The organism is Caulobacter rhizosphaerae, assembly GCF_010977555.1.
Lineage (GTDB): Bacteria > Pseudomonadota > Alphaproteobacteria > Caulobacterales > Caulobacteraceae > Caulobacter > Caulobacter rhizosphaerae.
The window spans coordinates 5,369,831-5,384,230 of record NZ_CP048815.1 but is presented as its reverse complement, the minus strand read 5'-3'; the positions used below and the strand labels follow the sequence as shown (position 1 = coordinate 5,384,230).

Sequence of the window (14,400 nt, the reverse complement as noted above, 5' to 3'; positions counted from 1 at the left end):
CTCAATGGCGCCGTTCGGCGGCGACGCAGTCTCCAAGCCAGCGGATAACGGATGAGCGCCGCCGACAGGGAAAGAACACGATGGTTCCTGCGAAACGTCCTGCCGCATGAAGCGGCGCTCAGGGGCTGGCTTTCGCGGGCCGCTCCGCCGGGAATCGACGCCGACGACATCATCCAGGAGGCCTACACGATCCTGGCCGAGCTGGAGACCGTGGACGCCATTCGTCATCCGCGCGCCTATCTGTTCCAGGTGGCGCGCTCGGTGATCATGCGGCACGTCCGCCGGGCGCGCATCGTTCCGATCCACACCGTCGACGACCTGGAACGGCTGGAGCAGGCCGAGAACGCGGCCTCGCCCGAGCAGTACGCGATCGACCGCGACGAGTTGCGCCAACTGGCCCACGCGATCGCGGCCATGCCGCTCAAGACCCGAGAGGCTTTCATCCTGCGCCGCGTCCGGGACATGCCCCAGCGCGAGATCGCCGCGCGCATGCGGATATCGGAGAATACGGTCGAGACGCACATTTCCAGAGGCGTCCTCTTCTTGATTGATTGGTTCGGCCGTGGCGGAAACAGGCGGTCCCAAACCTCTAAGACCCTGGAAGCGGAGATCGCCTCGATAGATGGCCGAGCGAGAAACCAGTCGAGACATTGATCAGGCGGCGTCCGACTGGACGGCGCGGCTGGATCGCGGGCCGCTGACCGCCCAAACGGAAGAGGTCTTCCAGGCCTGGCTGCGGGGCGATCCGCGCCGCAAGGGCGCGTTGCTGCGCGCCCGGGCGCTGTCGCTGATGAGCGAGTCCGCCCAGGCGTTGGGGCCCGGCTTCGACCCAGTCGCGTTCGAGGCGCCGGGGCGGCCGGCGCGCTCGCCGCTGTCGCGCCGGCAGGCGCTGGCCTGGGCCGGAGGCGCGGCGGCGGTCGGCGCCCTGAGCGCCCTGGGCGTCGGCGTATCGGCGGCCGGCGCGGTCATCAGCACCGAGCGGGGCGAGATCCGCCTGGCGCCGCTCAAGGACGGATCGACCGTGCTGCTCAACACCCAGACCCGGATCCGGGTTCGGTACAGCCGGGGCGAGCGCCGCGTCACGCTGCTGCGGGGCGAGGCCTATTTCTCGGTGGCCCGCGACGAGCAGCGGCCGTTCGTCGTCGAGGTGGACGGCCGCCGTCTCAGCACGGCGCAGGCGGGATTTCGGGTCCGCAAGCTCGACGCCGATCCGGTCGACGTCCTGGTGAACCAGGGCCGGGTCGATGTCGCAGGCCTGAACCTCACGGCCTTGGCCAGCAGGGTGGCGCTTACGGCCAATACACAGCTGGTCCTCTCCGGTCCGACGGAGCGTCCGCGGCCGGTCGGGCCGGAGGCGGTCACCCGCGAACTGGCCTGGCGCGACGGCAAGCTGGCGTTCGAAGGCGAATCCCTGAGTCAGGCCGCCGCGGCGTTCGGGCGCTACAGCGACACCCGGATCCAGATCCGCGACCCCGCCCTGGCGCGCGAGCCGGTGACCGGCCTGTTCGCCGCCAACGATCCCGCGGGCTTCAGCCGCGCCATCGCCCGCGTGTTCGACGCCCGAGTCGAACAGGACGGCGACCGAGTCGTGCTGACCCGCGGCGGTCCCCAAGACGGCCGGGCGCATCAAGAAGTTTTTGTTACAAAATAGCGGAAGCCATCGGCTGGCGGCTCTCAACCGCGAACGTCGCGACCTGCGCGGCGATTGGGGGCCGCCAGCCGATGTATTCTCGTCATTCCGTCCTCGCCTGCGGAGCCGCCGTCATCGCGCTCTCGACCGCCGCGCCGGCCCTGGCGCAGGACCGGATCTTCGACATTCCAGCCCAGCCCGCGGTTCGCGCCATTCCCGAACTGGCGCGCCAGGGGCAGGTGCAGATCGTGGCGTCGGCCCGGAATCTCGAGGGTGTCATGACGCCCGCCGTCAAGGGGAGGATGGACGTGCGCACCGCGCTTCGCCGCCTGATCGCCGGCACGCCGCTGCGGATCGACTCCGATGACGGACAGATCATCACCCTGCGGTCGTCCACCCAGGGCGCGACGAACGGCGCCGTCTCCCAGGCGGGGGCCGGCGTGGTGCGCGGCCGTGTTCTCAACACCGCCACCGGCGAGTACGTGCGCAACGCCGAGATCCGCGTCGAAGGCACGACGATCGCCGCCTTCTCCGAGGACGGCGGCGACTTTCGCCTGACCGGCGTCCCGGCCGGCGAGGTCACCGTGGTGGTCAAATATACCGGCCTGCAGGAGGGCAGGGCGGTCGTCACCGTCGCGCCGGGCCAGGCGGCGACCCTGGACGTGGCCCTGAACCCGCTGTCCTACGCCGCCCAGGACGGCGAGGTGGAGGCGATAACGATCGTCGCCCGGCGCGAAGGCCAGGCCAGCGCCATCATGGAGCGCCGCGCCTCGACCAACGCCAAGACCGTCGTCGCCGCCGACAACTTCGGCGCCCTGACCATGGGCGACGTCGGTGAGTTCATGAAGAACATGCCGGGCATCTCGCTGGACTATACCGAGGTGGACGCCACGGCCGTGCGGATCGGCGGCCTGGATCCGAAATACTCGACCTTCACCACCGACGGCGCCCGCATGGCGACGGCGACGTCCAACAACAACAACGGCCGCCAGAACTCGTTCGAGCAGATGTCGATCACGGGTGTCGACTCCATCGAGCTCAACAACACGCTGCAGGCCAACATGGACGCCGACTCGCCCGGCGGCGCCATCAACCTGCGCAGCAAGTACGCCTTCCAGCGCAACCGCCGCCTTCTGCGCTTCCAGCTGGGCGGCGTCGCCACCTCGGACTCCGGCCTGTCGCGCAAATACCTGCCGGACGACCGGAAGCACGCCTCGATCTTTCCCTCGGCCCAGCTGGGCTATGCCGACGTCTTCCTGGACGGGCGGCTGGGGATCGCGTTCAACGCCAGCTACAACGCCAATTTCGTCGAGCAGGACCGCATCCAGACCGACTGGTCCTATCTGGCCAACGGCCGGGTCATTCCATATCAGGTCATGTGGCGCCCGGGTCCCAAGCTGACCCACCGCAAGGCCGCCAACCTCAGTGTCGACTACAAGATCACCGACAAGCTGGCCCTGTCCCTGCGCAGCACCTATTCGTTCTACGACGTCGAGTACTTCAACCAGTACACCTATCTGATCTTCGGCACGGCCACGGCCACCCAGGCGACGGCGGACTCCACCCCCACCCACATCGTCGTCAATCCGAACGGGACCAACACCCGCCTGCACACCCAGTACTCGCACCGCTACGCCGGCACGCCGTCATGGCTGTTCGCGCCGAAGCTGGAATATCGCGGCGACACCTGGGAAGCCCTGCTGCGCGGCAGCTATTCCAGCTCGGAATTCAACTTCCGGGACAATTCCAAGGGCTTCTTTCAGCGTACGGACAGTTACCTGACCCGCATCGGTTTCACACTGGATCGGGCGTCCCAGAATTCCAACGCATGGACGCTGCAGCAGACCGCCGGCCGCTCCTGGAGCGATCCCGCCAGCTTCAACCGCGATGACGACATCAACTTCAACGTTCGCACGTCCGAGTCCGACGCGCAGAACCAGATGTACGGTCTCAATCTGGATCTGAAGAAGAAGCTCGACCTCGGCCCTGTCCAGCTGAAGGTCCTGGCCGGCGCGACCTATCGGACCAATGTCTGGAAGACCAACGAAGGCTCGTACCAGCAGTTCGAGTACAACGGGCCCACCCGCGACCGGACCCAGAAGGCGCCCGAGGCCGTCATTCCGTGGACCCGGAACTACAACTTCCAGATCCAGGGTTTCGACGCCGGCAACCTGAACGCCCAGGATTGGCGCGCCGACAGCAACTACGCCGTCTACGACATCTACCGGGACCACCCCGATTACTTTTTCGCCGACGACTACGGCAACACCAAGCGCACGCTCGACAACAACAAGAAGGTCGGTGAGACGGTCAAGGCCGGCTATTTCGAGATCCAGCCGCGCGTCGGCAAGGCTCAGTTCGACCTCGGCCTGCGCTACGAGAGCACCGAGACCGACGCCCGGGTCGCCGACGTCCGTTCGGACGCCGAGACGAAGGCCGCCGGCTACACGGCCAACACCGTGCCCTTCCTGCTCTACAAGTACCACAACGGGACCTACAAGACCCGCCATGGCGAGTATGACGACTGGTTCCTGAGCGGCGGAGCCAAGTACGACTTCACGAAGAAGCTGGTCGGCCAACTGGCCTTCAGCCAATCGATCCTGCGCCCCGATTACGGCAATCTCGGCGGCGTGGTCGCGGTAGACGACACCAAGCAGGTGGTCACGGTTCCCAATCCACTGCTGAAGCCCGAGCACTCCACCAAGTACTTCGCCAGCCTGCAGTATTTCCTGGAGCCCTCGGGGATCATCGGCCTGTCCGCCTACCAGCTGGAGGTGAAGGACATGCAGGTGACCGGCTACGAGTTCGCCGATCCAGCGCAGGTCGGCTACAGCCCCGATGACTATCCCGGCTACACCTACCGCAGCGCCACGAACCTGCCGGGCGTCAGCATCAATCGGGGCGTGACGCTGGAATACGACCAGCAGCTGACCTTCCTGCCGGGCGCGCTGCGGGGCCTGGGGCTGCGCGGCTCGATCACCACGATCGACCCCGACGGCGAGCGGGTGAACATGCCCAAGGCGGCGGCCAACTGGGGCCTGCGCTACAGCTACGGCAAGTTCGACGTCCAGCTGACCGGCAACGCCCAGGGCAAGTATCGCACCAGCGCCTTGAGCAACACGCCGTCGACCTCGCCCAACGGCATCCTCTACCACGCCGCCCGCGAGCTCTGGAACGTCAGCGCCAGCTACAAGATCAACAGGAACTTCGAGGTGATGCTGGCCGGCCGCAACATCTTCAACGCGCCGGACGTCATCTACTCCAACGTCCGCGACCGGGTGCAGCAGTACAGCATCTACGGCTCGATGTGGAACATCGGCGTCAAGGGCTCCTTCTAGGTTTGAACGCCGGTCCCGCGGCCTCCCCCTGCCGCGGGACCCGGCCGGCCGCGCGCGCCCAGGAGCGCGACGCGCGCGGCCATTCCCCTCCAAATCCATCGTGGAGACCGTCATGGTCCTGAACATCAATCGTCGCGGCGTCGTCCTGGGCGCCGGCCTTGGACTGGGCGCGCTGCTGCTGCCCGCCGGCCGGGCGCTGGCCGCCGACCTCGTCGGCGCCAAGGGGTTCACGCACAGCGTGGCCAGCGGCGAGCCGGGCCCCGACTCCATGCTGCTGTGGACGCGCTATGCGCCCGCGACCGGCGACGGCGTAGTCAGTTTGGAGGTCGAGGTGGCGCTCGACCCGGGCTTTACCAGGGTGGTCGCGGGCGGCGTGGTGCGCACCGGCGCCTATCGCGACTGGACCGCCAAGGTCACGGTCGATGGGCTGAAACCCGGAACCGTTCACTGGTACCGGTTCGTGGCGCCCGACGGCGGCAAGTCGCCGGTCGGCCGCACCAAGACCCTGCCCGTCGGCGACGTCGCCCGCTTCGGCCTGGGCGTCTTCTCCTGCTCCAACCTGCCGGTCGGGCTGTTCAACGCCTATGGCCACGCCGCCGCCCGCCCCGACCTGGACCTGTGGCTGCACACCGGCGACTACATCTACGAATACGGCCCCGCTTCCATCCATGAAGGCGACTGGGCCGCCGGACGATCGCTGCAGCCGGCCAACGAGATCCTGACCGTCGCCGACTACCGCCTGCGCTACGCCGGCTATCGCGCCGACCCCGATCTCCAGCGGCTGCACCAGATGGCGCCGATGGTCGCCTTCTGGGACGACCACGAATCGGCCAACGACAGCTGGGAAGGGGGGGCGCAGAACCACCAGCCGGCGACCGAGGGCGACTGGAACGTCCGCCGCGCCGCGGCGATGCAGGTCTATCGCGAGTGGATGCCGGTGTCGGACGAGCCGTGGAAGGCTTATCCGATCGGCACGCTGGCCACGCTCTACCGCACCGAATCGCGGCTTCTCGGCCGCACCCAGCCGGCCGACATCGGGGCCGCGTTCAAGGCGGAAGATCCCGACGCCGCGCTGAAGGCGTTCCGAGACGGCGTCTGGCGCGACCCGTCGGCGACCATGCTGGGCTCGACCCAGGAGAGTTGGCTCGCACATCAGCTGAAGACCAACGCCCGCGCCACGGCCTGGCAGATGGTCGGCATGGGCACCATCCTCGGACGGACGGTGATGCCGCAGGACGCGCTCGGCTGGCTGCGGCCCGAGGTCAGCGAGCGCAAGGTCAACGGCTACCGGAACAACATCCGCGCCGCCAAGCTGGGCCTGCCGATGTGGATGGACCGCTGGGACGGCTATCCGGCGGCGCGCTCGCGGCTGCTGCAGGCCGCGCAGGCCGCCGACGCCGACCTGGTCATGCTGTCCGGCGACAGCCACAACGCCTGGGCCTATGCGCTCAGCGAGGATGGCCGACCCGCCGGCGTCGAGTTCGCTGGCCACAGCGTCACCTCCAGCGGGGCCGAGGGCGATTTCGGCGCCGATCCCAAGCGGGTCGCCCAGGGCTTCATGGCCGCCAATCCAGAGCTCAAATGGGCCGACACCAGCCAGCGCGGCTACATGATGATCGAGGTGACGCCGCAGCGCCTGACCGGCGAGTGGCTGTTCCTGCGGACGATCAAGGCCCGCGACACCAGCCTGGCGGGCTCGCACCGCATGCACGTCGAACGCGGCCGGAGGGTCTTCGCCGCCTAGGCGGGTCGCGACGACGAGACCTTCCCCGTCCGAGGTCATGCGGTAAGGTGCCCGCCATGAGGGCCCGCGCCCTGCCGCCTTGATGGAGACTGCTCGCATGTGTGACGACGATATCCACCCGGGTCTGGTCCACGATCCCCGCCTGTCGCGTCGGACGTTCGGCCTGGCCGCGGCCGCCCTGGGCGGCTTGGCCGCGACCGCCGCCGGCGCCCAGAGCCCGGTGGTCGAAAAGGACGTCGAGATCAAGACGCCCGACGGCGTGGCCGACGCCGCCCTGTTCTATCCGCAGGGCAAGGGCCGTTGGCCCGCGGTGCTGGTCTGGCCCGACGTGATGAGCCTGCGGCCGGTGTTCCGCGACATGGGCCGGCGCCTGGCCGCCGCCGGCTACGTGGTGCTGGTCCCCAACCTCTATTACCGGGCCAAGAAGGCGCCGGTGATCGAGGGGACGTTCAACTTCGCCAATCCCGATGACCGGGCCAAGCTGACCCCATTGCGCGCGACCGTGACGCCCGAGGGCACGGACCGCGACGCCGTCGCCTATGTCGCCTTCCTCGACGCCCAGCCCCAGACCAACAAGGGCCGCAAGGTCGGCGTGCAGGGCTATTGCATGGGCGGTCCCTTGGCCTTCCGCACGGCGGCCGTCGCCCCGGGCCGCATCGCGGCGGTGGCCACCTTCCACGGCGGCGGTCTGGTCACCGACCAGCCGACCAGTCCGCATCTGCTGATCCCCAAGACCCACGCCGAATATCTGATCGCCGTCGCCGACAATGACGACAAGCAGGACCCGACCGTGAAGGACAAGCTGAAGGCCGCCTTCGCCGCGGCCGGACGGCCGGCCAAGGTCGAGGTCTATGCCGGCGCGGCCCACGGCTGGACGGTCAAGGGCGGCCAGGTTTACGACGAGCCCGCCGCCGAGAAGGCCTGGGCCGAGCTGCTGGCGCTGTACAAGAAGGCCCTGGCCTGACGACGATCGGGGAGGGTGGCGGCCCGGGCTACGCTCCCTTTTGTCTGGCGAGGCCCGACCGTGTCGGAAATCGGCCAATCTCGACGGTATTCTGCTAGCGCCGCCGAGGGGCTGGGCTCAGGTTGAGGACCTCAACCCTGGAGCTCGCCATGCAACGCCTGGTCCTTTGGCTGATCGCGGTGTTCGCGTTCGTCGGTGCGGCGCGCGCCGAAATGCCCGCCTTCCCTGCGTCGTTCAGGACCCAGGAGATCGCCGCCAACGACACGACGATCCACGTCCGGGTCGGCGGCCAGGGACCCGCCGTGGTGCTGCTGCACGGCTATGGCGAGACCGGCGACATGTGGGCGCTGCTGGCCGCCGACCTGGCCCGCGACCACACCGTGGTGGTTCCCGACCTGCGTGGCATGGGCCTGTCGGCCCGCGCGGCCGACGGCTACGACAAGAAGACCCAAGCGGGCGACGTGGCCGGGGTGCTGGACGCCCTAAAGATCGGCAAGACCGACGTGGTCGCCCACGACATCGGCAACATGGTCGCCTACAGCTTCGCGGTGCAGAACCAGAAGCGGGTGACGCGCCTGGTGCTGATCGACGCCCCGGTGCCAGGGATCGGCCCCTGGGAGGAGATCCTGAAGAACCCGCTGCTGTGGCACTTCCGGTTCGGCGGGCCCGACATGGAGCGCCTGGTCGCCGGCCGCGAGCGCATCTATCTGGACCGCTTCTGGAACGAGTTCTCGGCCAATCCGGCCAATTTCACCGAAGACGCCCGCGTCCACTACGCCGCGCTCTACGCCCGCCCGGGCGCCATGCACGCCGGCTTCGAGCAGTTCCACGCCTTCGACCAGGACGCCGTCGACGACAAGGCCCTGCTGGTCCAGTACGGCCGGCTGACCATGCCGGTGCTGGCCCTGGGCGGCGAAAAGTCGTTCGGCCCGATGATGGCCACGGTCATGCGCGCGGCGGCTGACAATGTCACTGAGGGCGTGGTGCCGGCCTCGGGTCACTGGATCATGGAGGAGAACCCCAAGGCGACGATCGCCCTGGTCCGCCCGTTCCTGGACAAGCCGCTCTAGATCCCGACGGGTTGTCCGTACGCGCACGAGATCTTGCCTGCTGGCGCACGGGGGCGGACGCGCGCCGCGAAATGCGGCGCCGTCCGCAAGCGTCAGCGGCGCCCCGCCCGCAAACGCGCGACGCCGTCGTGTTTGATTGACCCGTGGCGAGCCGCCGCCTCGCATGGCCTGATCAAACGGGCAACGAGGGGTCACGCATGCCGGTCAGCCGTCGCAGCTTCATTCACGCCGTCGGGGCGGCCGGCGGCTACACCGCCGCCTTCACGGCCATGCAGGCCCTGGGTCTGCTGGCGCCGTCCACGGCGTTCGCCGGCGCGCCGCCCGACCTGGCCAAGGGCGGCGGCGGCAAGGGGGCCAAGGTGGTGATCCTGGGGGCCGGGGTATCGGGCATGGCGGCCGCCTGGGAGCTGGGCAAGGCCGGCTACGACTGCACGATCCTGGAAGCTCGGGCCCGCACCGGCGGCCGGGTCTGGACCGTGCGCCGTGGCGACAGGATCGAGATGACCGACGGCTCGCGCCAGGTCTGCGAGTTCGACGAAGGCCAGTACATGAACGCCGGCGCCGCGCGCCTGCCCAGCCATCATCAGATCGTCCTGGGCTATTGCCGCGAGCTGGGGGTGGAGTTGGAGGTCGAGGTCAACACCAGCCGCAGCGCCCTGCTGCTGAACCCCGACGCCAACGGCGGCAAGCCGATCAGGATGCGGACGGCGATCAACGACACCCGCGGCCATGTCTCCGAACTGCTGGCCAAGGCGATCAACACGGGCGCGCTCGACGCCGACCTGACGGCCGACGACAAGCAGCGGATGGTCGCCTTCCTGAAGACCTACGGCGACCTGTCTCCGGACCTCTTCTACAAGGGCTCGCAGCGGGCCGGGCTGAGGATCGAGCCGGGGGCCGGCGACGAGCGGGCTACGCCCTACGACCCGATCAGCCTGAAGGCCCTGCTGGACGAGGACCTGTGGAACGGCGTGCTGTTCGAAGAGACGATCGACATGCAGGCCACCATGTTCCAGCCCAAGGGCGGCATGGACGCCATTCCCCACGCCTTCGCCCAGGCGCTGGGTCCCAAGATCATCAAGCGCCAGTGCGAGGTGCGCCAGATCCGCAAGACGGAGAAGGGCGTCAGGATCGCCTACCGGGACGCGGTGGCCGGCAAGGACCTGGCGATCGAGGCCGACTACTGCATCTCGACCATCCCCTTGCCGGTGCTGGCCAAGATCGACGCCGATTTCAGCCCCGCCTACAAGGCCGCGATCGCCCGCACGCCCTATCGCGACAGCATCAAGATCGCCTGGCAGGCCCCTCGGTTCTGGGAGGGCCCCAAGTACCAGATCTATGGCGGCCTCTCGTTCGTGAAGGGGCCGAGCAACATGGTCTGGTATCCCAGCTACGGCCTGCACACCAAGACGGGGGTGATCCTCGGCGCCTATACCGGCGGGCCGGCGGCCGTCCAGTTGGCCAAGCTGCCGCGGGCCGAGCAGATCGAGCACACCCGCAAGGTCATCGAGGCCATGCACCCCGGTTGCGGCCATCTGCTGGAAAAGCCCCTGCAGGTGCAGTGGGCCGCGGTGCCTCACACGCTCGGCATCGGGGTGGGCTGGGCCAGCGACGACGAGCCGGACTACCGCCTGCTGGGCCAGCCGGACGGGCCGATCCACTTCGCCGGCGAGTATCTCAGCCATGTCGGCGCCTGGCAGGAAGGCGCGATCCGGGCGGCCCATCGGACCATCGTCATGCTCGACGCCCAGCATCGGAAGGGGCAGCCGGTGACCGCCCAGCGGATCATCTGATCCGCAGGCGGACGGTTACCCCTGGCCGGTCTTCATCAGGGCGGCGCGGGAGGGCAGCAGCTGGGCCGTGAACGGCAGCAGGGCCGCCCCGACCGCCGGGCCGTCGGCCGAGGTGGCGGCCCGCTCGACCCGGGCCAGGGCCGGCACGTCGATGATCGCGGCCAGCCTAGCATTGACCGCCGCGACCAGTCGGTCGAGCAGGGCGGTGGGCAGGCGTCCGCCCACATAGATGGCCTCGGGGTTGACCACGCAGCTGATCCCGACGAAAGGCGGGACCAGCAGCCGGGCCGACAGGTCGATCCACGCCTCGACCAGCGCCTGGCCCTCGGCCGACAGGTCGATCAGCTGGTCCGGGCGCTCGACCAGGATCCCGCCCGCCTCGAGATGGGCGTAGAGCGCCGACAGCGACACCACCTCCTGCAGCGAGCGGGCCTTGGTCTCCGGCGAGCTGACCGGCAGGAAGCCGATCTCGCCGCTGCGCCCCTGGGCGCCGCGGAAATAGTCGCCCTCGATCACCAGGCCGCCGCCCAGGCCCGACGAGACCAGGACGTAGAAGAAGCTGGGACGCCGCAGGCCGTGGCCGAACTGCAGCTCGCCCAGGGCGGCGGCGGCGGCGTCGTTCTCGAGGAACACCGGCAGGGGCAGGATCTCGGCCATCAGCTTGCCGATGTCGACCGTGCTCCAGACGCCGTAGTTCTCGGGTCGGTGCGGCAGGTCCACCCGCCCCAGGTCGTCGGGCAGGGCGACGCCGATGCCCGCCAGGCGCGGCGGCTCGCCCTTCCAGCCGGCCAGCATCTTGTGGATCTGGGCCTTGCAGAACTTGGCCACGTCGGCGGGCAGGGGGAATTCGATCTCCTTGCTGGCCCGGGCCCGCACCGCGCCCAGCAGGTCCAGCATGACCACGGTGATGTGGTCGCGGTCGATGTTGACGCCGATCGACAGGCAGCCGTCGGGGTTGATCGTCAGGTTCATGGCCGGTTGGCCGCGCGCCCCCTGGACCCGGCCGGCCTCCAGGATCAGGCCGTCGTCCAGCAGGCGCTTGGTGATGTTGGCCACGGCCGGCGGCGTCAGGCCGGTGATCTGGGCCAGGGTCACGCGAGTGATCGGACCGTTGACGCGGATGGCCTGCAGGATGACGCGCTGGTTATGGTCGCCGACCCGCTCGAGATTGGCGCCCGAGAGGCTGGCGCCGGCGGTGCGCTTCCGGTTGGACTTTCGCGAGATTTCCGAGGACGGCATTCGATGACCTTAGACCTAACGCCCTAGTAGCATCGCGATGGGCGCTCGCGATAGCTTCACCGCTATCGACGAATTGTTTAAATTGCTTTCTTTATTCGACGCTGCTGACTATGAGGCAAGCCGGAAGCACCGTAGCGTGTGATCCGGACGTCTGGAGGAAACCAGGTTTGATTCAGGTCGGCGTTGATTTTGGCGGCACGAAGATCGAAGCCGCCGCCCTGTCGCCGGACGGCCGGTTCCTGGCCCGGGTGCGGGCGCCCAACCCTGGGTCCTACGACGCGGCCATCGCCACGGTCCGCGACCTGATCGCCCAGGCCGAGCAGCAGGCCGGCGGTCGCGGCTCGATCGGGGTCGGCGCCCCTGGCTCGGTGTCGCCGCGCACGGGCGTGATGCGCAACGCCAATTCCACCTGGCTGAACGGCCGCCGGTTCCGCGAGGACCTGGAAGCGGGTCTGAGCCGCCCTGTGCGGCTGGCCAACGACGCCAACTGCCTGGCCCTGTCCGAAGCCGTCGACGGCGCGGCGGCCGGCCTTGCGGTGGTCTTCGCGGTGATCATCGGCACCGGCTGCGGCGGCGGCCTGGCGGTCGATGGCAAGCTGGTCGAGGGCGCCAACGGCCTGGCCGGCGAATGGGGCCACGCGCCCCTGCCCTGGCCCAAGCCCGAAGAGTCGCCGGGCCCCGCCTGCTGGTGCGGCCGGCATGGCTGCCTGGAGACTTGGATCTCGGGCACGGGCTTTCGCCGCGACCACGCCGAACGCACCGGCCAGGCCCTGGCCGGCGAGGAGATCATCGCCGCCGCCCGGGCAGGAGACGCCGAGGCTACGATCAGTTTCGACCGCTATCTGGACCGCCTGGGCCGCGGCCTGGCGGTGATCGCCGACATCGTCGATCCCGACGCCTTCGTGTTCGGCGGCGGCCTGTCGAACGTCGGCGAACTCTACGACCGCCTGCCGGCCTTCATCGAACCTCATGTCTTCTCCGACGGCTGGCGGGCCAGGCTGGCTCCGGCGCAGTGGGGCGACTCGTCGGGCGTGCGGGGCGCCGCGCGCCTGTGGACGCCGGCCGAAGCCGCCGCCCATGCCGTCGCCTGACGGCCGCGCCGTCGCCCTGGCCGTTCTGCTGGCCTTCGGGGCGGCGGGAACGACTTTCGCGAGCGACGGCGTCGAAGTCACCGTCACCGGCGGCGCGATCCACGGCGAGGCGCGCGGCGCCGGGGCGGTCTTTCGCGGCGTGCCCTTCGCCGTCCCGCCCATCGGAGACCGCCGCTGGAAGCCGCCGGCCGCCGTTCCGCCCTGGACCGGGACCCGCGACGCGACAGCTTCGGGTCCGCCCTGCCTGCAGAGGTCCTACGGCTGGAACGCCAAGGACGCCGCCGACAGCCGGGAGGACTGCCTCTATCTCGACGTCCGCACGCCGGCGCTCAGGCCGGCCAAGCCTCTGCCGGTCATGGTCTGGATCCATGGCGGGGCCAACCGGGCCGGATCGGCGCGGGGCACGGTCGAGTCGAGTCTCGTCGACCAGGGCGTGGTGCTGGTGTCGATCCAGTACCGGCTGGGGGCCTTCGGTTTCCTGTCCCATCCCGGCTTGACCGCCGAGGGCGGCGGAGCCTCGGGCAACTACGCCCTGATGGACCAGATCGCCGCCCTGCGCTGGGTGCGTGACAATATCGCCCGGTTCGGTGGCGATCCCGGCAATGTGACGCTGTTCGGCCACTCGGCCGGTGGCCAGGACGTGGGGCTGCTGATGCTGGCTCCCGAGGCCCGGGACCTGTTCCACAAGGCCATCGAACAGAGCGGCGCGGCGGGCTTCGGCCTGCCGCCGCGGTCCCTGGCTGAGAACGAGGCCCTGGGCCAGGCTTTGGGCCGGGCGCTGGGCGCCAAGGACCTGGACGGGCTGCGCGCCGCCTCGGGTCCGGCCGTGCTCGACGCCGCCGAGGGTCTCAAGCCGCCGATCGCCGACGACGGTTTCGTCTGGCTGCAGGCGGTGGTCGACGGGGCGGTGATCCGTGAGCCGCCGGCCGCGACCCTGGCCGCCGGCCGCCAGGCCCGCGTGCCGTTGATCATCGGCAACAGCGCCCGGGAGCTGTCGCTGTACGGCGGCGCGGCCAACGCCTCGGCCTGGGTGAAAGCCAATTACCAGGACCCAGACCAAGCGCTCCGGCTCTACGGGATCGGCGCCCGGGGCGCGGCGTCGGACGAGACCGCCGACCAGATCGCCGCCGACACCGGCTTCCGCTGTCCGGCGACCTGGGTGGCGGCGCGCCATGTCGCGATTGGCCAGCGGACTTGGCGCTACGAACTGGCGGTCGCCGCCCCCGGCGCCGGACCGGTGCGGCACGGCTCGGAGCTGCCCTTCGTGTTCGACACGCCGCCGGCCGGCGCGACCCCGGCCGCCTGGCCTCCGCTTCAGGCCTATTGGACCAATTTCGCCCGCACCGGTGATCCGAACGGACCGGGCCTGACGCCGTGGCCTGCCCAGACGGCGGCGGTCGAGGCGATCGCCTTCACCCCGTCCGGCCCCCGGACCACGAAAGACGACCGCGGCGCGCTTTGCCGCCTGCTGCCACGACCTTGAAGACCCGTCCCTGAAGACAACCCAGAAGACAAACAAGGGCCCGAAGAG

10 protein-coding genes are annotated in these 14,400 nt (G+C 69.5%); 9 read left to right on the top strand and 1 reads right to left on the bottom strand.

Annotated elements, in window-relative coordinates; genetic code table 11:
• Positions 1-51 precede the first annotated feature (51 nt).
• The 7 genes from G3M57_RS24640 (at position 52) to G3M57_RS24610 (ending at position 10,539) form a co-directional block, all read left to right on the top strand.
• Positions 52-654 carry an RNA polymerase sigma factor gene (locus G3M57_RS24640; RefSeq protein ID WP_163233394.1) on the top strand — a complete coding sequence of 201 codons (603 nt, stop codon included), beginning with the start codon at positions 52-54 and terminating at the stop codon, positions 652-654.
• Positions 623-1,651, top strand: coding sequence for a FecR family protein (locus G3M57_RS24635; RefSeq protein ID WP_163233393.1), 1,029 nt, complete (start codon positions 623-625; stop codon positions 1,649-1,651). The genes G3M57_RS24640 and G3M57_RS24635 overlap by 32 nt, the downstream gene beginning before the upstream one ends.
• A 71-nt stretch (positions 1,652-1,722) precedes the next feature.
• Positions 1,723-4,968, top strand: a complete 3,246-nt coding sequence (locus G3M57_RS24630; protein ID WP_163233392.1) for a TonB-dependent receptor domain-containing protein — start codon at positions 1,723-1,725, stop codon at positions 4,966-4,968.
• A 112-nt stretch (positions 4,969-5,080) separates the two neighbouring features.
• Positions 5,081-6,712, top strand: a complete 1,632-nt coding sequence (locus tag G3M57_RS24625; protein ID WP_163233391.1) for an alkaline phosphatase D family protein — start codon at positions 5,081-5,083, stop codon at positions 6,710-6,712.
• 97 nt (positions 6,713-6,809) lie between these two features.
• Positions 6,810-7,676, top strand: coding sequence for a dienelactone hydrolase family protein (locus G3M57_RS24620; protein ID WP_163233390.1), 867 nt, complete (start codon positions 6,810-6,812; stop codon positions 7,674-7,676).
• A 149-nt stretch (positions 7,677-7,825) separates the two neighbouring features.
• Positions 7,826-8,746 carry an alpha/beta fold hydrolase gene (locus tag G3M57_RS24615; protein ID WP_056755825.1) on the top strand — a complete coding sequence of 307 codons (921 nt, stop codon included), beginning with the start codon at positions 7,826-7,828 and terminating at the stop codon, positions 8,744-8,746.
• 197 nt (positions 8,747-8,943) lie between these two features.
• A complete protein-coding gene (locus G3M57_RS24610; protein ID WP_163233389.1) occupies positions 8,944-10,539 on the top strand; it encodes a flavin monoamine oxidase family protein in 1,596 nt (531 codons plus the stop codon).
• A gap of 15 nt (positions 10,540-10,554) precedes the next feature.
• On the opposite strand, the gene G3M57_RS24605 is transcribed toward G3M57_RS24610, so the two are convergent.
• Positions 10,555-11,778 (bottom strand): ROK family transcriptional regulator, encoded by a 1,224-nt coding sequence (locus G3M57_RS24605; RefSeq protein WP_056755831.1) that lies wholly within the window; start codon positions 11,776-11,778, stop codon positions 10,555-10,557.
• A gap of 167 nt (positions 11,779-11,945) precedes the next feature.
• Here G3M57_RS24605 and G3M57_RS24600 point away from each other — a divergent pair, with 167 nt between their 5' ends.
• Complete coding sequence (locus tag G3M57_RS24600) at positions 11,946-12,869, top strand: ROK family protein (protein ID WP_056755835.1); 924 nt, start codon at positions 11,946-11,948, stop codon at positions 12,867-12,869.
• Positions 12,856-14,352, top strand: a complete 1,497-nt coding sequence (locus G3M57_RS24595; RefSeq protein ID WP_163233388.1) for a carboxylesterase/lipase family protein — start codon at positions 12,856-12,858, stop codon at positions 14,350-14,352. The genes G3M57_RS24600 and G3M57_RS24595 overlap by 14 nt, the downstream gene beginning before the upstream one ends.
• Positions 14,353-14,400: the final 48 nt, after the last annotated feature.

Excerpts from the sequence above, each read along its gene's own strand:
- G3M57_RS24610 (WP_163233389.1), top strand. The coding sequence starts at position 8,944 with ATGCCGGTCAGCCGTCGCAGCTTCATTCACGCCGTCGGGGCGGCCGGC.
- G3M57_RS24625 (WP_163233391.1), top strand. The coding sequence starts at position 5,081 with ATGGTCCTGAACATCAATCGTCGCGGCGTCGTCCTGGGCGCCGGCCTT.
- G3M57_RS24640 (WP_163233394.1), top strand. The coding sequence starts at position 52 with ATGAGCGCCGCCGACAGGGAAAGAACACGATGGTTCCTGCGAAACGTC.
- G3M57_RS24605 (WP_056755831.1), bottom strand. The coding sequence starts at position 11,778 with ATGCCGTCCTCGGAAATCTCGCGAAAGTCCAACCGGAAGCGCACCGCC.
- G3M57_RS24615 (WP_056755825.1), top strand. The coding sequence starts at position 7,826 with ATGCAACGCCTGGTCCTTTGGCTGATCGCGGTGTTCGCGTTCGTCGGT.
- G3M57_RS24635 (WP_163233393.1), top strand. The coding sequence starts at position 623 with ATGGCCGAGCGAGAAACCAGTCGAGACATTGATCAGGCGGCGTCCGAC.
- G3M57_RS24630 (WP_163233392.1), top strand. The coding sequence starts at position 1,723 with ATGTATTCTCGTCATTCCGTCCTCGCCTGCGGAGCCGCCGTCATCGCG.
- G3M57_RS24620 (WP_163233390.1), top strand. The coding sequence starts at position 6,810 with ATGTGTGACGACGATATCCACCCGGGTCTGGTCCACGATCCCCGCCTG.
- G3M57_RS24595 (WP_163233388.1), top strand. The coding sequence starts at position 12,856 with ATGCCGTCGCCTGACGGCCGCGCCGTCGCCCTGGCCGTTCTGCTGGCC.